The sequence below is a fragment of the Ruegeria sp. HKCCD8929 genome, assembly GCF_013031405.1.
Taxonomy (GTDB): Bacteria; Pseudomonadota; Alphaproteobacteria; order Rhodobacterales; family Rhodobacteraceae; genus Ruegeria.
Genome location: NZ_WPZY01000002.1, coordinates 31,277 through 55,219 on the forward strand (window position 1 = coordinate 31,277; position 23,943 = coordinate 55,219).

At 64.3% G+C, this 23,943-nt stretch carries 18 protein-coding genes; 10 read left to right on the top strand and 8 right to left on the bottom strand.

Annotated elements, in window-relative coordinates; all coding sequences use genetic code 11:
• Positions 1–119 precede the first annotated feature (119 nt).
• From GOX53_RS02775 to GOX53_RS02790, 4 genes are all read left to right on the top strand, one after another.
• Positions 120–1,001, top strand: a complete 882-nt coding sequence (locus GOX53_RS02775) for a LysR family transcriptional regulator (RefSeq protein WP_171173484.1) — start codon at positions 120–122, stop codon at positions 999–1,001.
• Between the two features lie 86 nt (positions 1,002–1,087).
• Positions 1,088–2,791, top strand: a complete 1,704-nt coding sequence (locus GOX53_RS02780) for an NAD(P)H-dependent oxidoreductase subunit E (protein ID WP_171173485.1) — start codon at positions 1,088–1,090, stop codon at positions 2,789–2,791.
• A 138-nt stretch (positions 2,792–2,929) separates the two neighbouring features.
• Positions 2,930–5,710 carry a formate dehydrogenase subunit alpha gene (fdhF, locus tag GOX53_RS02785; protein ID WP_171173486.1) on the top strand — a complete coding sequence of 927 codons (2,781 nt, stop codon included), beginning with the start codon at positions 2,930–2,932 and terminating at the stop codon, positions 5,708–5,710.
• A 495-nt stretch (positions 5,711–6,205) separates the two neighbouring features.
• Positions 6,206–6,718 carry a thioesterase family protein gene (locus GOX53_RS02790; protein ID WP_171173487.1) on the top strand — a complete coding sequence of 171 codons (513 nt, stop codon included), beginning with the start codon at positions 6,206–6,208 and terminating at the stop codon, positions 6,716–6,718.
• A 14-nt stretch (positions 6,719–6,732) separates the two neighbouring features.
• On the opposite strand, the gene GOX53_RS02795 is transcribed toward GOX53_RS02790, so the two are convergent.
• From GOX53_RS02795 to GOX53_RS02805, 3 genes are all read right to left on the bottom strand, one after another.
• The gene (locus GOX53_RS02795) at positions 6,733–10,782 is read right to left on the bottom strand and encodes a translocation/assembly module TamB domain-containing protein (protein ID WP_254446442.1); all 4,050 of its coding nucleotides are present in this window, start codon (positions 10,780–10,782) and stop codon (positions 6,733–6,735) included.
• A 35-nt stretch (positions 10,783–10,817) separates the two neighbouring features.
• Complete coding sequence (locus GOX53_RS02800; RefSeq protein ID WP_171173489.1) at positions 10,818–12,623, bottom strand: autotransporter assembly complex family protein; 1,806 nt, start codon at positions 12,621–12,623, stop codon at positions 10,818–10,820.
• Between the two features lie 152 nt (positions 12,624–12,775).
• Positions 12,776–14,005: a urate hydroxylase PuuD gene (locus GOX53_RS02805; protein WP_171173490.1), complete on the bottom strand. Its 1,230-nt coding sequence runs from the start codon at positions 14,003–14,005 to the stop codon at positions 12,776–12,778.
• 97 nt (positions 14,006–14,102) lie between these two features.
• Between GOX53_RS02805 and GOX53_RS02810 the strand changes: the two genes are divergently transcribed.
• Positions 14,103–15,026: a LysR family transcriptional regulator gene (locus tag GOX53_RS02810; RefSeq protein ID WP_171173491.1), complete on the top strand. Its 924-nt coding sequence runs from the start codon at positions 14,103–14,105 to the stop codon at positions 15,024–15,026.
• Between the two features lie 216 nt (positions 15,027–15,242).
• Here the strand turns inward: GOX53_RS02810 and uraH are convergent, their stop codons facing one another.
• Positions 15,243–15,599 (bottom strand): hydroxyisourate hydrolase, encoded by a 357-nt coding sequence (gene uraH, locus GOX53_RS02815; RefSeq protein WP_171173492.1) that lies wholly within the window; start codon positions 15,597–15,599, stop codon positions 15,243–15,245.
• A gap of 231 nt (positions 15,600–15,830) precedes the next feature.
• On the opposite strand from uraH, the gene puuE reads away from it, so the two are divergent.
• The 3 genes from puuE (at position 15,831) to GOX53_RS02830 (ending at position 19,223) form a co-directional block, all read left to right on the top strand.
• Positions 15,831–17,249: an allantoinase PuuE gene (puuE, locus tag GOX53_RS02820; protein ID WP_171173493.1), complete on the top strand. Its 1,419-nt coding sequence runs from the start codon at positions 15,831–15,833 to the stop codon at positions 17,247–17,249.
• Positions 17,246–17,731, top strand: a complete 486-nt coding sequence (locus GOX53_RS02825; RefSeq protein ID WP_171173494.1) for an ureidoglycolate lyase — start codon at positions 17,246–17,248, stop codon at positions 17,729–17,731. The genes puuE and GOX53_RS02825 overlap by 4 nt, the downstream gene beginning before the upstream one ends.
• A gap of 64 nt (positions 17,732–17,795) precedes the next feature.
• The gene (locus GOX53_RS02830) at positions 17,796–19,223 is read left to right on the top strand and encodes a nucleobase:cation symporter-2 family protein (RefSeq protein WP_171173495.1); all 1,428 of its coding nucleotides are present in this window, start codon (positions 17,796–17,798) and stop codon (positions 19,221–19,223) included.
• A 4-nt stretch (positions 19,224–19,227) separates the two neighbouring features.
• Here GOX53_RS02830 and GOX53_RS02835 read toward each other — a convergent pair whose 3' ends face one another.
• Entirely contained in the window at positions 19,228–20,217 is a 990-nt protein-coding gene (locus GOX53_RS02835; RefSeq protein ID WP_171173496.1) for a type I glyceraldehyde-3-phosphate dehydrogenase, read from the bottom strand.
• 55 nt (positions 20,218–20,272) lie between these two features.
• Positions 20,273–20,596: a hypothetical protein gene (locus GOX53_RS02840; RefSeq protein WP_254446443.1), complete on the bottom strand. Its 324-nt coding sequence runs from the start codon at positions 20,594–20,596 to the stop codon at positions 20,273–20,275.
• A gap of 494 nt (positions 20,597–21,090) precedes the next feature.
• On the opposite strand from GOX53_RS02840, the gene GOX53_RS02845 reads away from it, so the two are divergent.
• Both GOX53_RS02845 and GOX53_RS02850 read left to right on the top strand, forming a co-directional pair.
• On the top strand, positions 21,091–21,549 hold the full coding sequence (locus tag GOX53_RS02845) for a rhodanese-like domain-containing protein (RefSeq protein ID WP_171173497.1): 459 nt from the start codon (positions 21,091–21,093) through the stop codon (positions 21,547–21,549).
• 165 nt (positions 21,550–21,714) lie between these two features.
• Entirely contained in the window at positions 21,715–22,470 is a 756-nt protein-coding gene (locus GOX53_RS02850) for a VOC family protein (RefSeq protein ID WP_171173498.1), read from the top strand.
• Positions 22,471–22,625: 155 nt separating this feature from the next.
• On the opposite strand, the gene GOX53_RS02855 is transcribed toward GOX53_RS02850, so the two are convergent.
• Positions 22,626–22,973 carry a hypothetical protein gene (locus GOX53_RS02855; RefSeq protein WP_171173499.1) on the bottom strand — a complete coding sequence of 116 codons (348 nt, stop codon included), beginning with the start codon at positions 22,971–22,973 and terminating at the stop codon, positions 22,626–22,628.
• An 86-nt stretch (positions 22,974–23,059) separates the two neighbouring features.
• Entirely contained in the window at positions 23,060–23,893 is an 834-nt protein-coding gene (locus GOX53_RS02860; RefSeq protein WP_171173500.1) for a bifunctional allantoicase/(S)-ureidoglycine aminohydrolase, read from the bottom strand.
• Positions 23,894–23,943: the final 50 nt, after the last annotated feature.

Genomic DNA, 23,943 nt, shown 5'->3' on the forward strand with positions numbered 1-23,943 from the left:
TGATATTGATCGAATCGCATTTCTGTCAACGGCGGGCTTCGCCGCCCTGCGGCAACAGGGGTTTCACCCGGTGCCGCCATCGCTATTGTAAGGCCGGACCCGGCCCGAGGACTACCCAAGTGATCGAACTGCGTGACCTGCAACTGCTCAGCGCCCTGGCGCGGCATCGCCATTTCGCCAAGGCGGCCGAGGAATGCGGTATTTCGCAGCCTGCGTTTTCAATGCGTATCCGCAATCTGGAGGATCGGCTGGGCCTGTCCATCGTGCGCCGCGCCAACCGGTTTCAGGGCCTGACCGAAGAGGGCGAGATGATCGTGCGCCGCGCCCGCCGCATTCTGGGGGACACCAAGGCGCTGGAGCAGGAGGTGGCGTCGATCCGGGGCGAGATTTCCGGCGCGCTCATCCTTGGGGTGATCCCGACGGCGCTGGCCTTTACCGGACGGCTGGTGCGCCGGCTGCATCAGGCGCATCCCAAGATCGTGGCGCGGATCGATTCGATGTCCTCGACCGCGATCCAGCAGGGTCTGGACGATGGCACGATCGACGCGGGCGTCACCTATGGCGACAGTATCGGCACCGATCTGCGGCATGTGCAGCCGCTGTATGAGGAAAGCTATGTCCTGTTGGTGCCGTCGCATATGACCGACGAGACCGGCCCGATTCCCTGGGCGCGGGTGGCCGAGTTTCCGCTGTGCCTGCTGGAGCCGCAGATGCAGAACCGCCGCATTCTGGACCGGATCTTTGCCGAGCTGGGCCTGCATCCGCGGGTGGTGGCCGAGACCAGCGGGTTTACCGCCGCCATGGTGATGGCGCGTGAGGGGCTGGCCGCGGCGGTGGTGCCGCGCGTGCTGATCCGGGCGCTGGGCGATCCGGCGGGGACGACGGTGTTGCCGCTGGTCGAGCCGGAGGTGTCGAAACCGATCTGTCTGGCGACCCTGGATCGCGATCCGGAGCTGCCGACCGTGGCGGCGTTGCGGCGTGTGGTATCCTCTTTAAGGTGATAATTTGTCGTTATCGTGCGATTGAGTTTTGCGATTTGACGATATGATGAGCTGATGAGAGACGGGGATCTCAATCGGAGGGCATCATGGCACCATTGGATACCAAGCCATCAGGCGCGCCAAAGGGCGTCTGGAAGTCAGGTAAAGGCAAGGGGCGGCGCACGCCCAAGGGCCGTCAGTTCACGGATGAGGCGCAGGCCGAAGTGCAGCGTCTGCTGGGCGACCGTCCGCGCCGGCGTGACCTGCTGATCGAGTTCCTGCACCTGATCCAGGATGCCCACGGTCATATCAGCGCCGATCACATCGCCGCACTGGCGGTTGAGATGCGGATCGGGCAGGCCGAGATCTATGAGACCGCCACCTTCTATGCCCATTTCGACGTGGTGAAAGAGGATGAGGTGCCGCCGCCCGCGCTGACCATCCGGGTCTGTGACTCCCTGTCTTGTGAGATGGCCGGCGCCCAGCAGTTGAAAAAGGCGCTTGAGGAGGGGCTGGATGCCTCACAAGTGCGTGTGCTGCGGGCGCCCTGCATGGGCCGTTGCGACACGGCGCCGGTGCTGGAGATCGGGCATAACCATATCGACCATGCCACCCCGGAAAAGGTCGATGCCGCCATCGCGGCGGGGGATACCCATGCGCATCTGCCCGAGTATGAGGGTTTTGCCCGTTATTCTGAGAACGGCGGCTATGCCAAGCTGAGAGAGCTGCGCGAGGGTGGCGATTGGGAGCAGGTGCAGGAACAGGTTTTGGCCTCGGGGCTGCGGGGGCTCGGCGGGGCCGGTTTCCCGTCGGGCAAGAAATGGGGCTTTGTCCGGATGAACGATGGTCCGCGCTATCTGGCCGTGAATGGCGACGAGGGCGAACCGGGGACCTTCAAGGATCGCTACTATCTGGAGCGCACGCCGCATGTCTTTCTGGAGGGCATGCTGATCGCCGCCTGGGCGGTCGAGGCCGAGACCTGCTTTATCTATATGCGCGACGAATATCCGGCGGTGCTGGAGATCCTGCGCCGTGAGATTGCCGCGCTGGAAGAAGCCGGTATCGTCGCCAAGGGCTATATCGACCTGCGCCGGGGGGCCGGTGCCTATATCTGCGGCGAAGAATCCGCGATGATCGAGTCGATCGAGGGCAAGAAGGGTCTGCCGCGTCATCGTCCTCCGTTCGTGGCGCAGGTGGGGGTCTTTGATCGCCCGACGCTCGTGCACAATGTCGAGACGCTCTATTGGGTCGCCAAGGTGTGCCGGGAGGGGCCGGAGGTCCTGAATTCGGTTGAAAAGAACGGCCGTACCGGTCTGCGCAGCTATTCGGTCTCGGGCCGCGTGGCCAAGCCGGGGGTCTACCTGCTGCCGGCGGGTTCGACCATTCTGGATGTGATTGATGCCGCCGGGGGCATGGCCGAGGGCCATGCGTTCAAGGCATATCAGCCGGGCGGGCCGTCCTCGGGCCTGCTGCCCGCGTCGATCGACGATGTCCCGCTGGATTTTGACACCTTGCAACCGCTGGGCACATTTATCGGGTCGGCGGCGGTGGTGGTTCTGTCCGATCAGGACACCGCCCGCGATGCGGCGCTGAACATGCTGCGGTTCTTCGAGGACGAAAGCTGTGGCCAGTGTACGCCCTGCCGGGCGGGCTGCGAAAAGGCGGTGAAGCTGATGGAGGCCGAGCGCTGGGATCAGGAGCTGCTGGAGGATCTGTGTCAGGTCATGGGTGATGCCTCGATCTGCGGTCTGGGGCAGGCAGCGCCGAATCCGATCCGTCTGGTGATGAAGCATTTTGCGGAGGAGATCTGAGGATGCGCTTCGATCCGATCTCTAGCCCGGCGGGTACCGCCGGGCAGCGCCCGACCCGCCCCCATGGGGCGGGCGCTTCTCGCCCACCCCTCGGGCCGGGCGCCGCCCTCATTTTCACGTTCGCCACGGAGGTGCGCCATGCTTGACGCAAGCCCAACCAAGACCGTCACCTTCAACCTGAACGGCGATGACGTCACCGTGCCCGAGGGCACCACGATCTGGGACGCGGCCAATGGCCGGGGTCTGGTGATCCCGCATCTGTGCCACAAGCCTGCGCCAGGCTATACACCCGACGGCAACTGCCGGGCCTGTATGGTCGAGGTGGAAGGCGAACGCACGCTGGTCGCCTCGTGCATCCGCCCGGCGGCAGACGGGATGGTGGTCAAGACCGACACCGACCGCGCCGAGAAGTCGCGCGCGATGGTGATGGAACTGCTGGTGGCGGATCAGCCCGAGCAGCCGCATGACGTGTCCAGCCATTTCTGGGACATGGCCGGGATGAACAACGTCTCGGAGAGCCGGTTTCCGGCGAAGGAGCCCGAGAAGATCCCGCTGTTGGATGACAGCCACGTTGCGATGCGCGTCAATCTGGATGCCTGCATCAATTGCAACCTCTGCGTCCGCGCCTGCCGCGACGTGCAGGTCAATGATGTGATCGGCATGGCCGGTCGCGGGCATACCGCTCAGGTGGTGTTCGATCAGAACGACCCGATGGGGGCCTCGACCTGTGTGGCCTGCGGCGAATGTGTTCAGGCCTGTCCGACGGGTGCTCTGATGCCCGCCACCGTGCTGGACGATCAGCAGCTTGGCGACAGCAAGGACTACGATACCGAGACCGAAAGCGTCTGCCCGTTCTGCGGCGTGGGCTGCAAGGTCTCGCTGAAGGTCAAGGACGGCAAGGTCAAGTATGTCGAGGGCATCAATGGCCCCGCCAACGAAGGCCGTCTGTGTGTCAAAGGCCGCTTCGGGTTCGATTACATCCACCACCCACACCGCCTGACCAAGCCGCTGATCCGGCGTGAGGATGCGCCTGAGAAGGGGCTGAACGTCGATCCGGGCAACCTCTCGACCCATTTCCGCGAAGCGACCTGGGAAGAGGCGATGGATCTGGCGGCCACCAGGCTGATGGCCTTGCGCGACGAAGATCCGCGCAGCGTTGCGGGCTTTGGCTCGGCCAAGTGCACCAACGAAGAGGCGTACCTGTTCCAGAAATTCATCCGGCAGGGTTTCAAGCACAACAATGTCGATCACTGCACCCGCCTGTGCCATGCGTCGTCTGTGGCGGCATTGATCGAGAATGTGGGTTCGGGCGCTGTGACCGCGACCTTCAACGAGATTGAAAACGCGGATGTGGCGATCATCATCGGGGCTAACCCGATCGAGAACCACCCGGTTGCGGCCACCTTCTTCAAGCAGTTCACCAAGCGCGGCGGCAAGCTGATCGTGATGGACCCGCGCGGCGTCGGCATGCGCAAATTCGCGACCGAGATGCTGCAGTTCCGCCCGGGTGCCGATGTCTCGATGCTGAACGCGATCATGAACGTGATCGTCGAGGAAGAGCTGTATGACAGCCAGTACATCCACCGCTGGACCGAGAACTGGGAGGCCGAGAAAGAGCATCTGCGCGCCTTCACGCCCGAGAAAATGTCCGAGATTTGCGGCATCGAACCGGATCAGCTGCGCCGCGTGGCCCGCATCTTTGCGAATGCCGAGGCCGGTCTGATCTTCTGGGGCATGGGCGTGTCGCAGCATATCCATGGCACGGATAACTCGCGCTGCCTGATCAGCCTTGCGCTTATGACCGGCAATGTCGGCAAACCGGGTGCGGGTCTGCACCCGCTGCGGGGGCAGAACAACGTGCAGGGCGCGTCCGATGCGGGCCTGATCCCGATGTTCCTGCCGGATTACAAGTCGGTCACCGATGACGGTATTCGCGCACAGTTCACCGGTGTCTGGGGTTCCGAGGATTTCTCGAACGAGAAAGGCCTGACCGTCACCGAGATCATCGACCAGATTTATGCCCGCAATATCAAGGGCATGTATATTCTGGGCGAAAACCCGGCGATGTCCGATCCGGATGTGAACCATGCGCGTGAGGCGCTGGCCAAGCTGGACCTGATGATCGTTCAGGACATCTTCCTGACCGAGACGGCGAACTATGCCGACATCATCCTGCCGGCCTCGGCGCTCTATGAAAAGAACGGCACCGTGTCGAACACCAACCGTCAGGTGCAGCGGGTGCGGCCCGCGGTGTCGCCTCCGGGTGAGGCGCGCGAGGATTGGGCGATCACGGTCGAGCTGGCGCAGCGGATCGGGCTGAACTGGGCGTACACGGATGTCTCCCAGGTCTTTGCCGAGATGAAGCTGACGATGGAATCGCTCGACAACATCACCTGGGAGCGGCTGGAAACCGAGACCATCACCTATCCGTCGCTGAGCGAGACCGATCCCGGTCAGGCAATCGTGTTCGGGGACGGGTTCCCGCGTGCCGGGGGCCGGGCGAAGTTCACGCCGGCCAGCGTGATCCCGCCGGATGAGGCGCCGGACGACGAATATCCGATGATCGCCACCACGGGCCGTCAGCTGGAGCATTGGCATACCGGGTCGATGACCCGCCGGTCCAACGTTCTGGATGCCGTCGAGCCGGAAGCGAACTGTTCGATGAACCCCCGGACGCTCAAGCTGATGGGGATCGAGCCGGGCGACATGGTGCGTCTGACCACGCGGCGGGGCTCGATCGAGATCATGGCCCGGGCCGACCGGGCGATTGCCGAGAATATGGTGTTTATACCGTTTGCCTATGTCGAGGCGGCGGCAAATATCCTGACCAACCCGGCCATCGACCCCTATGGCAAGATCCCCGAGTTCAAGTTCTCGGCGATCCGGGTGGAAAAGATCGAAGCCATCGCGGCGGAATAGGCGTTCGGGTGATGAACGTTGTTGAGGCGGTCCCAATGGGGCCGCCCTTGAGCGTTGACAGTCACTCGGCTCGTGGGACCCGGCCGCAAAATCTGGGAAGCTATTCCAAACCACCATCTCCCTTCTGTTTGGCACGGGCGTCAGCCTAGGCCGCGCCCGCCGGGGCTCCGCCCGTTCGTCACCGGCATCCTTCCACTGGAAGGATGCCGGCTTCGCTCCTCACCCCTCCCCCGGGAGGGCGCATTTGTGACGTCGTGTTAATCTCTGCCGAGGTCGCATGTTTTGAGCGGTCCGCTCTGTTCCTGCGTTGTGCAAGCGCCCACCCAGGGTCGGGCGCGGCCCTTGTCACATCTATTCGACCGGCGCGTGGAACCTTCGGTTTCGTGAGGCTTGCCACCGGTTTGAGGCGGTCCCACTGGGGTCGCCTATTTCTTTAGTGCCTCTGGACACCGGAGAAGAGACGGGCAAGCTGAAGGTGAACGACAGGAGGGAGCGATGACTCAGACCCCGGCCGGCGGCCATGACGGCCCTTATCCGGCACCCGTGGTGGTGCCCGGTTTCGACGTGAGGCCGGAGTGGATCGACTATAACGGCCATATGAATGTGGGCTATTACGGTGTCGCTTTCGATATGGCGTTCGAGGTGATGCTGACCGACCATCTGGGCATGGGCGGGGACATGGTCACGCATTCCGGTCAGGGGCCGTACATCCTGCAGTCGCACCTGCAGTTCCTGCGCGAGGTGCGGCAGGGCGAGCGGTTCAATTACCATATCCGGCTGCTCGATCACGATCACAAGCGCGGGCATTACTTTGCGCAGATGTTTGCGGAGGCGGACGGTGCGCTCTGTGCCACGCAGGAGGGGCTGTTCATGAATGTCAGCCACGACACCGGACGCTCGGCCCCGTATCCGGACTGGGCCGTGGCGCGGCTGGCGCGGATGCTGAGGGACCACAACGGGCTGGAGCCCGCGCCCCAGATCGGCCGCCCCATCGGCATCCGCCGCTAGCAACCCGTGGCCTGTCAGTAATCCCGTTCGAAGAAGATGCCCAGACCCGTGCTGCCGGTTCCGTCCACGGTGCCTTTGAGAGTGAAATTGTCGGTCACGTCCAGGTTCAGGTTCACCTCGGTATCGCCCTGGGTGTTGACGGTGAAATCGGTGTAGAGGTTCTCGCCCAGATAGGCCCCGGCGCCGAGCCGGCCCGCGCCGCCGGAATCCGCGCCGACGTCAATGGTGTCGGCGCCGGTGGAGTCGCGCAGGCCCTTGGTCGAATCCCCGCCCACACCGCTGAGCTGTGCCAGTGACGCGGCCATCTGGGCGATGACGAAGGGCGAAAGCTCGGTGAACTGATTGCCGAAGAGCAGGAGGGCGAGTGCCTCTTCCGACGGGCGTTCGGGGTCGGAGGTTACCTTGACCTCGGGGCCGTCAAGAGGCCCTTCGATGGAGATGGTGGCGGTACCTTCCGAGGTGCTGTTGGTCGAGGCGAAATCGACATAGGGCGTCAGGTCGCCCTGTAGCGTGACGGTGCCGCGGGTCAGGTCCAGCCTGCGGCCCAGAATGTTAAAAACGCCCCGGATCAGCTCGATCTGGCCCGAGGGCACGACTGCGGCGGTGGTGCCGCGGATGCGGATGTTTCCGCCCAGTTCGGCATTCAGGCCGCGCCCGCGCACGAAGACCTGCTGCGGCGCCAGCAGCGAGATATCCAGCGCGATCCGCGATTGTTTGCCATTGCCGTCGCCGGTGTCGACCAGCTTGGCCCGCTCACGCGTGACATAGACCGGGCGCGGCTCGCCCACATGGCGGATTGGCGGGATCGGGGCGGCGCCGACCGCGCCGGTGGCGGCGGCGAGGTTGATATTGGTTTCGCCGAAGCGGATCTGCCCGGCCAGCGTGCTGTTGCCCGCCAGCGGGCCGGACATCACGATCTGGCCGTTGAGCGAGGTTTCGTAGAGGATCTGGTCGGTCAGGATCAGCTCGTTCAGCGTGGTGGTGATCCGGCCGTTGAAGGGCGGCGTCAGATCGAACGGACCGGCGACCGTGAACCCGCCCCCCGCGCGCAGCCCGCCGTTCAGCGCGATAGTGGCCCGGCCGTTTGCCAGTGTGACTGTGCCGCCGATCCCCTCGATGGTCTGTCCCGCGCCGGGGATGGCCATCGCCGTTCCCGAGGTCGTGATCGTGCCGCTGACCGCGTCCAGACCGGGCGCCCCCCGCAGGGCGAGATCGAAGCGGGCGGTGCCGCCGATCTTGTTGGGCGAGATGTATTTGTTCGCCACCCCGAGGTTGATCGTGCCCCTTGCCGCCAAGTCGGCCTCACCCGCGCCCTCGTCGAAGGTGCCGCCGACGTTGGCGTCGATCTCGGCAGGGCCCCTGGCGCTGGTGTCGATGGTCCAGATGCCGTCATTTCGCTTGGCGTTGCCGCTGGCGGTGACGGTGCCGGGGAAGTCGGGCACGAAGCGTTCCAGCCGGTCCATCCGTGCGTCGAAATCTAGATCGGCGGTGCCGTCGGTGTTCACATGTCCCACCAGATTGGCGTAGGAGCTGTCGGGGCCTTTCAGGCGCAGATCGCCCTCGTACCCGGAGCCGGTGGGGGACACGTTTCCATCGAGTTGCAGCGGCCCCGACAGGCTGGGCGAGATGCGCGACAGTTCATCCAGCGCGGCAGAGAAGTTCAGTGCGCCCTCCTGTTGGCTCAGCAACCCGCGTGCTTGTGCGGTGAGCGCGGTGCCGTTCAGGGCGAAATTGCGGACATTCAGCCCGCTTTGATCGTTGGCGGCATCGAGTTTGAGTGTCGTGCGGCCTTCGATCAGGCGGTCGACCTGGGCGAGACCGGCTTGCAGGTCGGTGGCATCCATGTTCAGGCGCAGGTCGAAGTTCCGCCCCTCGACCGCGCCGCGCCCGTCCGCATTGGCGCTGACCGTGCCACCCAGCTCGCGCCCTGCCAGTGCGGAGAACAGCGACAGGTCGGGGGCGTCGATCTTGGCCCGGCCCTCGACCGAGGGGGAGCCCTCGGGGTCGGTCACGGTTGCGGCCACATCGGCCTTGAGCGCGGTGCCGTTGAGGATGGCCTTGCGCAGGATGATCTGTGTGGGCGTCCGGGCGGCGTCGAGCGAGATGGAGGTGCGGCCCGAGATCAGCGGATCGATCTCGGCCATTCCGGTTTTCAGGTCGCGTCCGGTGATTTCGGCCCGGGCGTCGAATTCCAGTGTTTCGACGGCGCCCTTGCCCTCGACCGAGGCCTGAAGGGTGCCGCCCAGATCCTGTCCGGCCAGTGCCGAGAAAACCGCCAGATCCGGCGCGTCGACCTTGGCGTTGCCGTCCAGCGTCAGGACGCCGCCGGGGCTGGACGCCTTGGCCGAGGCCTCGGCCTTGAGGGCGGTGCCGTCGAGCGTGGCCTTGCGGATGGTCAGGCCCTCTTCGTCGCGCACCGCATCCAGAAAAATCGTGGTTTCGCCGGTGATCAGCGGGTCGATATCGGCGCGCCCGGTGGCCAGATCGCGGCCTTCGACCGAGAGCTGGCCGTCGAAGCTGCCGCCCAGTGGCGCGCCGCTGCCGGTCAGTTCCGCCGACACGGCCCCGGCCAGATCCATCTGCGCCAGGCTGGAAAAGCGGGACAGGTCCGAGGCCAGCAGCGCCACGGTGCCATCCATGTCGAAGCCGCTGTTCAGCCCGTCGATCACAGCATCGGCGCTGACCGTGTAGTCCGAGCCCACCAGTTCGAACCCGGAGAGCTCCAGCGCGTTGTCCTGGCGCAGGCCGAACAGCCCGTCGAGCGTGATGCGGCGACCAACGGCCTGGTTCAGGGCCGGGTCGGCAAAGACGAGCCCGTCGAGCACCGATTGCAGGTCGCCGTCAAGCTGGAGAGCCGTGCCCTGTTCCAGCACCCCCTGCGCGGTCAGCCGGGCCCGGTCCAGTTGCAGGTTCGGCGTTTCAAGCCCGTCGGCGGTCAGGCTCAGGTCCCAGATATTGCCGTTTGTCTGGTCGAAGAGCGCCGATACCTGTGCCGCCGCCAGTGTCGTGTTTCCGTCACCCGCGGGCAGCACCACCCGCTTGCCGTCCGGCGGCAGGATACGGCCCTGCAGCGCGGCCTTTTCCAGATCGCCACCGGCGGCCAGCGCCAGTTCGCCTTTCATCCGCAGGGCGTTCGAGGTGACCTCGAACGCGGAAACCTCCAGCCGGCCGTCCGGGTCGCTGCGCCCGTCGAGATAGAGCCGGGTGCGGACGCCGAAGAAGGGGGCGAATTCCTGCGTCAGGAAGGGGGTGACATCGCCGCCCAGGTCGGCGGTGAAGGCGATGCCCTTGGCGGCGGTTTCGCTGTCGGGGATTTCGGCCTCGCGCAGGCGGACCTGACCGGTGACCCGCTCGGTATCCTCGCTGATCAGCGAGATGTCGGCGGTGAAATCGGTGATCGGCCCGGATCCCTTGGCCGACAGCAGCAACGGCGGCTGGCCCGGCAGTTTCAGCGCGGTCGAGATCAGGCCACCCGAATCCTCGGCCACTTGCAGGTCGAGCCCGATCTGGCTGCCTTCGTTCTGGAACTGGGCCTTGAGCGTGATCGCGTCGCCGGGGCGGTCCAGACGGGTGACGCCCAGATCGGTGTCCAGCGCGCCATCGGCCAGCGACAGGGCGCCGTTGACCTCCAGTTCGGCGGCCAGGCCGATCAGCGGCTCGCCGAGCGCCAGCCTGTCCACACGGATCTCGCCCAGTTCGACCGCCACCGGCAATTCGGGCAGTTGGAACGGCTGTGCCTCGGGCGTCGGCAGCGGCTCGTCGGTCGTGGTCACCCCGGGGGGACGGTCGATCAGGATTTCCTCGGCCGTCAGCGCGTTGACCGAGAACCGACCGCGCAGCAGGCCGAGACGGTTCCAGTCCAGCTCTGCGTTGTTGATGGTCAGCCAGATGCCCTCGTCATCGGCCACTGTGATCTGCTCGATGGTGGCCTGCGAGCTGAGCGCACCGGACAGCCCGCGCACCTTTATGTTGCGGTTGTCGCCCGACAGGTTGCTTTCGAGGAAATCGACCAGCAGGCCGCCGCTGTCCTGCGCTTGCACGCCTGCCGGAAAGGCTCCGGTCATGGCGACCATCATCAGGGGGAGAGCCGCGCGCCGCATCAGAAGGCCTGTCCTATGCCGATATAGAATTGCAGCCCGTCATCATCCGGGCCCTGCACCGGATAGGCCAGATCGAAGCGCAGTGGGCCGAAGCCGCCCAGATCGTAGCGGACACCCAGACCGGCGCCGGAATGATGAGCGGAATCGCCGCTGACGAACGAGGAGCTGTCCACTGCGCCGTAGTCATAGAACCCTACCAGCGACAGCGCATCGGTCACGCGGCCGCGTACCTCGGCGGAGAGGCCGAGAAAAGAGCGCCCGCCGGCAGTCTGACCGTTCACGGGGATGCCGAGGCTTTCGAAGGCCTGACCGCGCACGGTTCCGGCGCCGCCCGAGAAGAATAAGAAATCGGGGCTGACATTGTCTGCCGATGGCCCGATGACCGAGCCGACCTGCACCCGTCCGGCCAGAACCAGCCGCCCGGCGGTGCCGATATCCCAATAGCCGCGCCCGTCCAGATAAAGGCGCAGGCCCGAGTCGCTGTCGGAGAGGCCAAGGAACGGCTGTGCCTGCGCGTCCAGGTAGAAGCCGCGTGTGGCGCTGACCTTGCTGTCGCGCTCATCCCATTCCGAACGCAGCGGTAGCACCAGGTAGCGGAACTTGCGCCCCTCGCCATAGGCGTCATCGGCATCCGCGTAGGCGAAGGCCACCGACGCCTCGGCGTAGAGCCGGTCGGAAAAGGTGCGGCGCGCACCATAGCCCAGTGCGGCGCGGGTGACGTTGTAATGGGTGCGGTTGCGGCGCTCGATCTCGGCGACGTAGAAGGTGCTGTCATCCGGTCCCAGCCGGTCGGGCTGATCCAGACGCAGACCGATCCGGCCATCGATATCCTCGGTCCCGCCGATATTGCGTATGCTGGCCTCGAACCGCAGCCGTTCGGCGCCGCCAAAGAGATTGCGGTGCAGCCAGGTGGTGCTGACATCCAGCCCCTCGCGCGATGAGATTTCGACCCCGAAGGTGAACCGCCTTTTGGGCATATCCTCGAACGTGGCGTCGAAATCCAGCGAGCCGTCGGGGTTGGGGGTTTCGCGTTCCTGCAGCGAAACCACGCTGAACGTGCCGGTGCGGCGCAGGCGGGTGCCCACTCGTTGCACCTTGTCCGGCGAATAGATCTCGCCGGTGGGAAAGCCCGCGATGCGTTCGATGGACCGGGCGCGCACGTCGCTGTCGCCCTGTATGAACATCCTGCCGAAGGTCAGTTTCGGACCCGGCAGAAGCTCGATATCGGTGTCCAGCGTTGCCTGGCTGTGGCGGGCGGTGATCCTCTGGTCGCCGATATCGGCCTTGGCGTGGCCCACATTCTTCCAGCCCAGCACCCCGGCGCGCGCGGCATCCTGAATGATGCTGGTATTGGCGGGGGCGCCCCGGGCAAACCCGTCGGGAAGTTCGGTGCCGCGTGCGAGCGGTGCAATCCGGGCGGTGCCGAAGCGGAAGGCCGGGCCGGTCTGTACCGCGATGTCGATCCGGTTCACCTGTGCGGGCGAGTTGAGCGGGTCGATATTGGCGGCCTCGCGCCCGTCGAGGCGGATGCTGACGACCGGGCTGAAATACCCTTCGTCATAGAGGATCTGCACCAGTGTCCGGTAATCGGACAGCGACGCCGACAACAGTTCGAGCGGGGTTTCGAGGCCGCGCGCCTCGGCGGTCAGGACCGAGGAGGTCTCGGCGATCCGGTCCCGCAGGTCGCTGGATGCGCCGGGCGTGGACAGGGTTGTTTCCAGTGCGCCTGCCGAGTCAGCCGTTGCCAGAACGCAGAGTATGAACAGCCCGCGCTTCAAGGCATTCCACGGCCTTTTCGATGTCATGGCACGGCTCCAAACTGCCCCAACTCGCGAATATCCGCTGCCGCGCAACTGACTCGCGGCTCAATATCCGTCAGTTAGATCATCCGGGCGCCGGGATGAAAAGAGCCTTGGCGTCTATCTTGGGTCGCGGGGTCTGGTGGGGCCCGCCGCGGTCAGCCGTTTGCGCCCCTGAACCATCGGATGATGGCGGCGCGGTCTTCGGGCTCCATGAAGGTCACGTTGGCGGGCGGCATCGCGTGGCTGATGCCGGCCTGCAGATAGATCGCCTGCGCGTTGCGGGCGACATCGGCCTCGGTTTCCAGGAGCACGCCCTTGGGCGCCCAGAGCATGCCTTCCCACACCGGCTCGCGCGCGTGGCACATCGAGCAGCGGCCCAGCACCACGTCATGTGCCTCGGAAAAGCCGGGGGCTGCGGCATAGCGCTGTTCGTAAGCGGTCAGGGGCTGCGCCTCGGCCTCTTCCAGGGTCTGGTGCATGGGCGCGGTAGACAGCCAGATGATGGCGAGAAACAGCAGCGCGGTGGCCAGCCAGGTCCAGGTGGGGTTGCCGGTGCGGGCGTGCATCGTGTTGAAATAGTGCCGGATGGTCACGCCCATCAGGAAGACGAGGCTGGCGATGATCCAGTTGTACTCGGTGGCAAAGGCCAGCGGGTAGTGGTTGGAGAGCATCAGGAACAACACCGGCAGCGTCAGGTAGTTGTTGTGGGTCGAGCGCAGCTTGGCGATCTTGCCGTATTTCGGATCGGGCGTACGCCCGGCCTTGAGGTCGTCGACCACGACGCGCTGGTTCGGCATGATGATGAAGAACACATTCGCGGTCATGATCGTGGCGGTGAAGGCGCCCAGATGCAGCATCATGGCGCGGCCGGTGAAGATCTGGTTATAGCCCCAGCCCATGATGACCAGCAGCACGAAGAGCAGCACCATCAGCAGGGTCGGGCGTTCGCCCAGGCCCGATTTGCACAGGAAGTCGTAGACCAGCCAGCCGATGCTCAGCGAAGCGGCCGAGATCAGGATGCCCTGCCACAGCGCCAGATCGGCCTTGGAGGCGTCGATCAGATACAGCTCGCCGCCCACCCAGTAGACGATCATCAGGAGTGCCGCGCCGCTCAGCCAGGTCGCATAGCTTTCCCATTTGAACCAGGTCAGATGCTCGGGCATCTGCTCGGGCGCCACCAGGTATTTGCGGATGTGATAGAATCCGCCGCCATGCACCTGCCATTCCTCGCCATGGGCGCCGGGCGGCAGATCGGGGGCTTGGCGCAGGCCCAGGTCCAGCGCGATGAAATAGAAGGACGATCCGATCCAGGCGATTGCCGTGATCACGTGCAGCCAGCGCACCGCAAAGGCGATCCAGTCCCAGAAGGCGGCAAGGTCGTACATAGGGGCAGTCTCCGCTTGATTGGCGCCACACTAGGCAAGCCGGGTTTTCTTCGGTATTCCCGTATATTGCCAAGCTGTATCAAAAATTTCCGAAAAGATGTCCTATCTCGACAACATACGCACCTTTGTCCGGGTCTACGAGCTGGGCAGCATGTCCGCGGCGGGGCGCGATCTGCGGATCTCGCCGGCGGTGACCTCGGCGCGCATTTCGCAGCTTGAGGATCATCTGAGCGTGCGGCTGTTCCAGCGTACCACGCGCAACCTGACGCCGACCGAGCAGGGGCAGGCCTTTTATCCCGGCGCGGTGGCGGTGCTTGAGGCGGTGGATGACGCCGAGGCCAAGGTGATGCACCTGACCGAGGCGCCGCGCGGCTCGCTGTTCGTGGCCGCCCCCTTCGGGGTCGGGCGGCGGTTGCTGGCGCCACAGGTGCCGGAGTTTCTGGCGGAATACCCCGAGATCGACGTGCGATTGCGGCTGACAGACCGCTCGGTGGATCTGACGACCGAGGGGCTGGATCTGGCGTTCTTCATCGGTCAGCCTGAGGACAGCACGCTGCGTATCCGCAAGATCGCCGATTGCCAGCGGGTGCTGTGCGCGGCGCCGGATTATGTCGAGCGCAGGGGTATGCCCGCGTCTGGCGAGGCGCTGATCGCAGACGGCCACGAGTGCCTGAACCTGCGCTTTCCCGGGGCAACCGAGTTCCAGTGGGTGTTGCAGACGGCGGACGGACCGAAACGCTTTGCGGTCTCGGGCCGGTTCGAATGCGACGATGGAGACGTGCTGACGGATTGGGCACTGTCGGGTCAGGGGATCGCGCTGAAGCCGGTGTTCGAGATCGCGGCGCATCTGAAATCCGGGAGCCTGGTGCCGGTGGCCACGCAGACACCGCCGGTGCCGGTGCAGATGGCGTGCCTCTATACCCACCGCAGGCATCAGGACCCGAAAACGCGGTTGTTCATGGAATTCATGACCGCCCGCATCGGCGTGTCCGTGCGCGAGGCGGAAAAGCAAGCAGGCTGAGGAGCCGGGGCGCTCCAGCCCCTGTTTGCGCCCTACGGGCGCGGCACAGCGTTGGGCCGGGCGCCGTGCCCTGACGGGCCCGGCGGGGCCTGATCCATAGGGTGGTACGATGAGAGCTGGCGCAATCCCGCCGCGCCTGCAAGGCGCGGCGTCCGGCCCAACGGGAGGCTGGCCTTTCAGGCCAGTCCGACGGGCGGGAGCCCCTATTGGTCCGGTTCAGCTGCCTCGGTAGGTGGAATAGCCGTAGGGCGAGAGAAGCAGGGGCACGTGGTAATGCGCCTCGGTGTCCGACATGCCGAAGCGGATGGGGATCTGGTCGAGAAACAGGGGCTCGGATGCATCCAGCGATCCGGCACGCAGGTAGTCTCCGGCGAAGAACACCAGCTCATACTCTCCGGTTTGGAACGCGTCCTGTGGCAGGATCGGGGTGTCGGTTCGCCCATCCTCGTTGGTCACCCGCTCGGCCAGCTTGGTCCGGTCCTCGCCTTCGAGCCGATAGAGCACGATCTTCATTCCCGCAGCGGGCACGCCGGTTGCGGTGTCCAGAACGTGGGTCGTCAGATATCCTGCCATGGTCCAATCCTCCTGCCTTGACCATCAGATGTGCCGCAAGCGGCGCGGCTTGGCAAACGCGAACCATTTGACACAGTCTCAGGAAGTTTTTGAAACTCTCAGCCGAGCGGCCTGTTTCTATGGGATTATAAGAAGAATCGGAAACAGCGTTCTGTTTGATTTGAAAATCTTTCGGTCCGAAACGCGCTATTGCTCGTCAGGACAACATCAACCCCGGAGACGGACACCACCATGCAGCCCCCCCGCTATCCCCGCGACATGATCGGTTACGGCGCCCGGCCGCCGCAGGCGCGCTGGCCGAACGGTGCCAAGATCGCCGTGCAGATCGTGCTGAACTATGAAGAGGGGGGCGAGAACTGCATCCTGCATGGCGATGCGGCCTCCGAGGCGTTCCTGTCCGAGATCGTCGGCGCGGCGCAATGGCCTGGCCAGCGGCACTGGAACATGGAATCGATCTATGAATACGGCGCGCGGGCCGGGTTCTGGCGGTTGCACCGGTTGATGAAGGATATTCCCGTCACTGTTTACGGCGTTGCCTCGGCGCTGGCGCGGTCTCCGGATCAAGTGGCGGCGATGAAGGAGGCCGGGTGGGAGATCGCGTCCCATGGGCTGAAATGGATCGAATACAAGGACGCCGCCGAGGAGGACGAGCGCGCCGATATGGATGAGGCGATCCGGCTGCATACCGAGGTGGTCGGGGAGCGCCCGCGCGGCTGGTATACCGGGCGCTGCTCGGTCAACACGGTGCGGCTGGCGGCTGAAGAGGGCGGGTTCGACTACATCGCCGACACCTATGCCGACGATCTGCCCTATTGGGAGCGGATGGGCGGGCGGGATCAGTTGATCGTTCCCTACACGCTCGACTGCAACGACATGCGCTTTGCCACGCCGCAGGGGTTCAACTCGGGCGATCAGTTCTATGCCTATCTCAAGGACACGTTCGACGCGCTTTATGCCGAGGGCGAGGCGGGGGCGCCGAAGATGATGTCGGTCGGGCTGCATTGCCGCCTGATCGGGCGTCCGGGGCGGGTGATGGCGCTGAAGCGCTTCCTCGACTACGCGCAGGGGCATCAGGACGTGTGGTTTGCCACGCGTCTCCAGATTGCCGAGCATTGGGCGGCGGAGCATCCGCCAGTTGCCCATCCGCGCCCGTCGCAGATGGATCGCAATGCGTTCGTGGCAGCCTATGGTGGCGTGTTCGAGCATTCCGCCTGGATTGCCGAGCGCGCATATGAGTTGGAGCTCGGACCCGCGCATGATACCGCTGGCGGGCTGCACAACGCGCTGGCACGCATGTTCCGGTCCGCGTCCGGGGACGAACGGCTGGGCGTGTTGACAGCGCATCCGGATCTGGCGGGCAAGCTTGCGCAGGCCAAGCGGCTGACCGCCGAGAGCACGTCCGAGCAGGCCTCGGCCGGGCTCGACGCGCTGACGGATGAGGAACGGGAGACATTCACCGCACTTAACCAGCGTTACACGGAGAAGTTCGGTTTTCCCTTCATCATTGCGGTGCGGGATCATGACAAGGCCTCGATTCTGGCCGCGTTCCAGCGCCGGGTCGAACAGGACCGCGACACGGAGTTTGCCGAGGCCTGCCGTCAGGTCGAGCGTATCGCCGCGTTTCGTCTGCGCGACCTGCTGCCGTCATGAGCCGGATTCTCATCGAGCCGATCTCGGCGGCGGGTTTTACGCCTTTTGGCGACCTGATCGACTGTGCCGGGGAGCCAGACAAGATCATCAATCAGGGGCAGTGTGGCCGCTATCACGACCGCGCGTCGCTGGATTTCGCCGAGGGCCGCGCCGGGATCAGCCTGTTCAACGCCAATCCGCGCGTGCTGCCTTATCGGCTGGACATGGTCGAGCGGCACCCCGAGGGCAGTCAGGCCTTCATCCCGATGACGCATCAGCCGTTTCTGGTGATCGTGGCGCCGGATGAGGGCGGCAGGCCGGGCCGCCCGCGCGCCTTTGTCACCGAAGCGGGGCAGGCGGTGAATTACCATCGCGGCACCTGGCACGGGGTGCTGACACCGTTGCATGGGCCGGGCCTGTTCGCGGTGGTGGACCGGATCGGTGATGGCGCCAATCTGGAAGAGTTTTGGTTCGACGACCCTTATGAGGTTGTGGCCGAATAGATGAAGCCGCCGGGCAAGAAGCGGCAAGAACCCCATGAGATCCAACAGGGAGGACAGTGAGATCATGGCCGACACTTCGATAGGAACGCCGGAGCAGCTCCGCGATCCGAATTACACGCCTGCGCTGCACAAGGCGGTGCCGCTGGGCATCCAGCACGTGCTGGCGATGTTCGTTTCCAACGTGACGCCCGCCATCATCGTGGCCGGGGCCGCCGGGTTCGGGTTCGGCTCGAACTCGCCGGATTTCCCGGAGCTTTTGTATCTGATCCAGATGTCGATGCTGTTTGCCGGTGTCGCCACGCTGTTGCAGACCATCACGGTGGGGCCGGTGGGTGCCGCGCTGCCCATCGTGCAGGGGACGAGCTTTGCCTTTTTGCCGATCATGATCCCGCTGGTTGCGGGCAAGGGCGTCGATGCGCTGGGCGCGCTGTTCGGCGGTGTCATCATTGGCGGGCTGTTTCACGCCTGCCTCGGCGCGGTGATCGGCAAGATCCGTTTCGCGCTGCCACCGCTGGTGACCGGGCTGGTTGTCACCATGATCGGTCTGGCGCTGGTCAAGGTGGGTATTCAGTATGCCGCAGGCGGCGTGCCTGCCATCGGGACGCCGGAATATGGCTCATTGCTCAACTGGTCGGCGGCGCTGGTGGTGGTGCTGGCGACACTGGGGCTGAAATTCTTCACCAAGGGAATGTTGTCGGTATCGGCGGTGCTGATCGGGCTGGTGGTCGGGTATGTCTACGCGCTGATGGTGGGCATGGTGACCTTTGAGGCCATCGGCAGTAGCTGGGGCCGGGCCGCTGCCTTTGCCCTGCCGGTGCCGTTCAAATACGGGTTCGAGTTCTCGGCTGCGGCAGTGATCGGGTTCTGCCTGATGGCGTTTGTGTCGGCGGTCGAGACCGTGGGCGATGTCTCGGGCATCACCAAGGGTGGCGCGGGGCGCGAGGCCACCGATACCGAGATCGCGGGCGCGACCTATGCCGATGGTCTGGGCTCGGCTGTTGCCGGCCTGTTCGGGGCGTTTCCGAATACCTCGTTCAGCCAGAATGTCGGCCTGATCGCCATGACCGGGGTGATGAGCCGCCATGTGGTGACCTGCGGTGCGCTGTTCCTGATCCTGTGCGGGCTGGTGCCCAAGGTGGGCGCGATCATCCGCACGGTGCCCATCGAGGTGCTGGGTGGCGGCGTGATCGTGATGTTCGGCATGGTGGTGGCTGCCGGTATCTCGATGCTGTCGGACGTGAATTGGAACCGTCGCAATATGGTGATCTTCGCCATTTCGCTCTCCATCGGTCTGGGTCTGCAGCTTGAACCCGGCGCGGTGCAGCATCTGCCGGACACGGTGCGCATCCTGATGACCAGCGGTCTGTTGCCTGCGGCACTGATCGCCATCGTGCTGAACCTGGTCCTGCCCGAGGAGTTGGCGGACGAGTCGACCGAGGAGGTTTCGGGCGGCATGGCCGGTCACGGTTCGGGCAGTTTGCCGGGGCGGTAGCGCCTCAGACGTCCGGTGCCATCAGGCGGGCGACGTCGAGCATGCGGGCCGAGAAGCCCCATTCGTTGTCGTACCAGCCGAAGACCCGCACCTGATTCTCGCCCACCATGCGGGTTTCCGGCCCGGCTATGACCAGCGACTCAGGCCGGGTGCGCAGGTCGGAGGAGACCAGCGGTTGATCGGTCCAGCCGAGAACCGGCGAGGCGGTTACCGCGTCGCGGAGTGCTGCGTCGAAGCTCTCGGCGCTCATGCTCCGGTCCAGGTGCACGATCAGGTCCACCGCCGACACGCTGGCGGTCGGCACCCGCACGGCGGCGCCGGAGATGCGGCCTGCCAGATGCGGCAGCACCGTGTCGATCAGGTGGGTGGCGCTGGAGGTGGTCGGCACCATCGACAGCGCGCCCGCGCGTGAGCGGGCGAGATCGCCGCGCGGGGCGTCCACCATCGGCTGGCTGTTGGTGTAGCAGTGGATCGTGGTCATGTGGGCCGAGGCGATGCCCGCGATCCCGTCGATCACCTTGACCAGCGGCGCCAGCCCATTGGTGGTGCAGGACGCGTTCGAGACGATGCGGGCATTGCCCAGCTGATCCTCGTTGGCGCCCAGCACGATGGTCACCTCAGCCGCTGGAGAAGGCCCGGAGATCAGCACCTTGCTCGCCCCCGCCGTCAGGCCCCGGCTGGCCACATCCGAGCTGCGTGCGATGCCGGTGCAGTCGAGCAGCACGTCAATCCCGGACAGATCCACGCGGGTCATGTCGGGGCTGTGGGTCATCGGGATGGTGTGGCCATTGATTTCCAGCGCCTCGTCCCCGGCCTGAACCGTGCCCGGATAAGGGCCAAAGGTGCTGTCGTATTTGAACAGATAGGCGCAGGTTTCGAGCGGGGCGATGTCGTTGATCTGCACCAGCTCGACATCCGAGCCCTGCGGCAGGGCCAGAAGCTGCCGCAGGATCGTGCGGCCGATGCGGCCGAATCCGTTGATCGCGAGTTTCATGGGCCAAGCTATGGCAGGAGGGATGGGGGACCTCAATGCCCGTTTCCCGCCCGCGTTAGCCGCAGCTGACCTGCGAGAAGAACTGGCCCGAGATGTTCTGATACATGCTGGACCGGATCACCCGGCAGCCGGTGGCCTTTTGGATGGCGGCGATGGCCTGCGTGGTGCGCAGACGTGCCGGGGGCCCATACGGGTTGAGGTTGTTGCGGTCGCGCGTGGCGCGGTAGATCACCGGTTCCTCGGAAACCTGCGTCACCGCCCAGGTGCGGCTGAGGACGTGAACCGTGCGGGTCTGATCCTGCGCGGCGGCGACGGTTGCCCCGAGCATGGCGATGACGGTTACGGCGGCCAGTGCCGCAAATGCGTTACGTGTTTTCATAATGTGACTTCCCGAATGACTCGAACCATTGGTGTGATTTGAGCAAATTAAGGGGTGTCTGAGAAGCCCCGGCAGGCAGGTGTGTTCCGAAGGGCGCCTTGGCGGTGTGACGGAACAGCTCAGGCGGCAAGGAGATGGAACACCGACCCTCATGGAATTATTCAAAGACAAAAACGTGACCTCAATTTCATTTTATTCGTACGTGTTTGGGAGAGCAGATATTCTGATTTCAAGAAGCGCAATGCGGATTGCCTTCTGGTTTATTAGTATCGGTGATCACCGAATAACGTGCTGATCCGAATATGTTTTTGGTAAGAAATCTGCGGCTCCGACGACTTTCGGGGCCGCAATTCAATTCATTTGGTCAAGTTGCACAAAAAGTGCTCGACCTATCGGGGTGATCACGTTGGCGGGAGCCGTTAGGTGAGGTCGCTTGTAGGTCAGAATACCCCCTCTATGTCGAGGCGCAATGCAGATTAGTGGTGGAGTCTGGAATGTCTTCGAAGCTTGGAATTCAAAACAGTGTTGTTGATGAAGTATCCCCGCGAGAGGCGTGGGCCGGGTTGAAAACGCAAGGCAGCGCCGTGGTCGTCGACGTCCGTTCGCGGCCTGAATGGTCCTTTTCCGGCAAGCCGGATCTGACCTCGATCGACCGCCGCCTTTTGTGTGTGGAGTGGAAGATCTGGCCGCAGATGGCCCCGAACCTCGGGTTTCTATCCGATCTGGAAGAAATGCTTATCGGGGAAATGCCCGAACGCTTTTTCTTTCTGTGCCGCACCGGTGATCGGTCATTCATGGCGGCGCAGGAGTTCTCGCGGCAGATGCAGTCTCGTGGGATAAACCTGCATTGCACCAATATTCGCAGCGGGTTCGAGGGTGAGAAAGACGAGAGCGGCCATCGTGGCAAGATCAGCGGATGGAAGGCGGAGGGCCTGCCGTGGATGCAGGACTAGCGGTGAGCGGTTGGGTACCGCGTCACTGACGTGGGGCGCCCATGTCGGGCGGCTTTCCTGGGAGCGGGAGGCCGCCGCGTTCCGCCGTGTCCGATATCATTGACCCAGGTCAACGAACGCAAAGCGGATGAACGCTAGCCATCCTGCGTTCCTTGGGAAAACGCGATGACCTCAGACAAGACAGGCCGGATCGTTTGGCACGATCTGTTCACCGACAATCCGCTCCGGTCCCGATCATTCTATGAAAGGGTTGCCGGCTGGCACTACGTGATCGAACACGCAACGGATTTCGCCTGGGGCGGAGGTGAGAGAGATTTCATTCTGGCTCTTTGCGGTGATGAGGCCGGGGCCGGATTCGTGCCGACCGATAGCGCGCAATTCCTCGGCTGGATTCCTTATGTCGAAGTGCAGGATGTCGATTCAGCTGCCGAGATTGCCGTTGGCCTGGGTGGCATTGTCGAGAAAGCCCCGTTCGAGGTTCCGGGTGTGGGGCGCAACTGCCTCCTGCGCGATCCGAACGGAGCTCTTGTCGGTATTTCCCTGTCCCGGCACGGCTTTCCTGCGCCGACAAGGCAGTTTGGCCCCGAAGCCTATCACGTGCGGGTGGGCGAATATCCCGAGGAGTTTTATCGCACCCTGTTCGATTGGGGCATCCTGCCGTCGGATCGCCCGGACAAAGCCACCCAGTCGATCCGCCGTGCGGGACTGCAGGTTGGGTTTCGATCCGCGGTCGAATGTCAATCCGATCAGAACGCGTCATGGATCCCCAGCATCCGCGTTGAGCAACTCTCCGACGCGCTGCACCGGGTGCGAGAGATGGACGGGTCCGTCATCTGGCAAAGCGAAGACGTGTCGAGCGAAAACGGCAATGCTTTGGTCAGGGATTCAAACGGCGTTCTTTCGTATCTCGTCGCGAAGTGACGATCTGCTGATTGGAGTTCCCGGTTGATGCCGGTTCTTACGAGAGAAGCGCAGGCCGCAATCGATCCAGGTGAACAGATGTCGGCGTCCCCTCCGATCCGTTAGCTTGAATGCCACCGTAGCGCTCACGGCGTCTCTGTGAGCCTTGAGTTGAATTACGGGGTGACCGGGAACAGGGACGTCCCAAAGAGAAAAACCGCAATCATAAGAGCTATGTAACAGGCAAGGATCGCCAACCCCATACCGAGCACTAAACGAGGGTGCGCGTGAAGTTTGAGAAGTCTTCCAACGATGTTTCTGGTTACTGTTGCGGACAGGCTTGCGAGTGAAAACGCAAGGATGGTGAGGACGACTGCCACGGTCGCTGCCAGAAACCGAACCCACTGATTTCCAATTGGAAAGGCCCAAAGAATACCTCCAATCAGCGTGAGGACAAAACCCCGGGCAAGCCAGATCCCGACCGCTCGGGCCTCTGCCTTTTCGTCTGGATCCTTGATCTCCATAGCTTGTCCTATCAAGGGTTCGAGGTTTCCCAAAGTCGGCTCTGGTTGAACGCCCAAATCAGCGCACCGCAGCTTGGGGCGCCTGTTCACCGCCCCGCCAGCGACAGCGGCATATGGCGGTTCACGTCCTTGTAGAGCAGGTAGCGGAACCGGCCCGGTCCGCCTGCGTAGCAGGCTTGCGGGCAGAAGGCGCGGAGCCACATGTAGTCGCCGGCCTCGACCTCGACCCAGTCCTGGTTGAGGCGGTAGACGGCCTTGCCTTCGAGCACGTAGAGCCCGTGTTCCATCACGTGGGTTTCGGCAAAGGGGATCACGCCGCCGGGTTCGAAGGTGACGATGTTGACATGCATGTCGTGGCGCAGGTCTTCGGGGTCGGCAAAACGGGTGGTGGCCCAGCGGCCCTCGGTGCCGGGCATCGGGATGGGGGCGACGTCGCGCTCGTTGGTGATGATCGGGTCGGGGGCGGGCAGGCCGGGCACGGCCTCATAAGCCTTGCGGATCCAGTGGAAGCGGGCCACGGGACCGGCGCGGTTGTGCAGGCTCCAGTCGCTGCCCGCCGGGATATAGGCGTAGCCGCCGGGTTCCAGCACATGGTCCGCACCGCCAAGGGTCAGGGTCACCGCGCCCTCGACCACGAACAGCACGCCTTCGGCCGCGGGGTCGGTCTCGGGGCGGTCGCTGCCGCCGCCGGGCTGCACCTCCATGATGTATTGCGAAAACGTCTCGGCAAATCCGCTGAGCGGGCGCGACAGCACCCAGAGCCGCGTTCCTTTCCAGAAGGGCAGGGCGCTGGTCACGATGTCGCGCATGGTGCCTTTGGGGATCACCGCGTAGGCCTCGGTAAACATGGCGCGGTCGGTCAGCAGTTGGTCCTGCCCCGGGTGCCCGCCGGTGGGCGCGAAATAGGTCGGATGTGCCATCGGGTGCCTCTTGTCGTTTCCCGGGCACTATGGGGGCAAAGGCGGGGCGG

Bases quoted from the DNA above. Each gene is read 5' to 3' on its own strand.
- GOX53_RS02780 (WP_171173485.1), top strand. From the start codon at position 1,088: ATGGCACCATTGGATACCAAGCCATCAGGCGCGCCAAAGGGCGTCTGG.
- fdhF (WP_171173486.1), top strand. From the start codon at position 2,930: ATGCTTGACGCAAGCCCAACCAAGACCGTCACCTTCAACCTGAACGGC.
- GOX53_RS02790 (WP_171173487.1), top strand. From the start codon at position 6,206: ATGACTCAGACCCCGGCCGGCGGCCATGACGGCCCTTATCCGGCACCC.
- GOX53_RS02795 (WP_254446442.1), bottom strand. From the start codon at position 10,782: ATGACCGGAGCCTTTCCGGCAGGCGTGCAAGCGCAGGACAGCGGCGGC.
- GOX53_RS02800 (WP_171173489.1), bottom strand. From the start codon at position 12,623: ATGACATCGAAAAGGCCGTGGAATGCCTTGAAGCGCGGGCTGTTCATA.
- GOX53_RS02805 (WP_171173490.1), bottom strand. From the start codon at position 14,005: ATGTACGACCTTGCCGCCTTCTGGGACTGGATCGCCTTTGCGGTGCGC.
- GOX53_RS02810 (WP_171173491.1), top strand. From the start codon at position 14,103: ATGTCCTATCTCGACAACATACGCACCTTTGTCCGGGTCTACGAGCTG.
- uraH (WP_171173492.1), bottom strand. From the start codon at position 15,599: ATGGCAGGATATCTGACGACCCACGTTCTGGACACCGCAACCGGCGTG.
- puuE (WP_171173493.1), top strand. From the start codon at position 15,831: ATGCAGCCCCCCCGCTATCCCCGCGACATGATCGGTTACGGCGCCCGG.
- GOX53_RS02825 (WP_171173494.1), top strand. From the start codon at position 17,246: ATGAGCCGGATTCTCATCGAGCCGATCTCGGCGGCGGGTTTTACGCCT.
- GOX53_RS02830 (WP_171173495.1), top strand. From the start codon at position 17,796: ATGGCCGACACTTCGATAGGAACGCCGGAGCAGCTCCGCGATCCGAAT.
- GOX53_RS02835 (WP_171173496.1), bottom strand. From the start codon at position 20,217: ATGAAACTCGCGATCAACGGATTCGGCCGCATCGGCCGCACGATCCTG.
- GOX53_RS02840 (WP_254446443.1), bottom strand. From the start codon at position 20,596: ATGAAAACACGTAACGCATTTGCGGCACTGGCCGCCGTAACCGTCATC.
- GOX53_RS02845 (WP_171173497.1), top strand. From the start codon at position 21,091: ATGTCTTCGAAGCTTGGAATTCAAAACAGTGTTGTTGATGAAGTATCC.
- GOX53_RS02850 (WP_171173498.1), top strand. From the start codon at position 21,715: ATGACCTCAGACAAGACAGGCCGGATCGTTTGGCACGATCTGTTCACC.
- GOX53_RS02855 (WP_171173499.1), bottom strand. From the start codon at position 22,973: ATGGAGATCAAGGATCCAGACGAAAAGGCAGAGGCCCGAGCGGTCGGG.
- GOX53_RS02860 (WP_171173500.1), bottom strand. From the start codon at position 23,893: ATGGCACATCCGACCTATTTCGCGCCCACCGGCGGGCACCCGGGGCAG.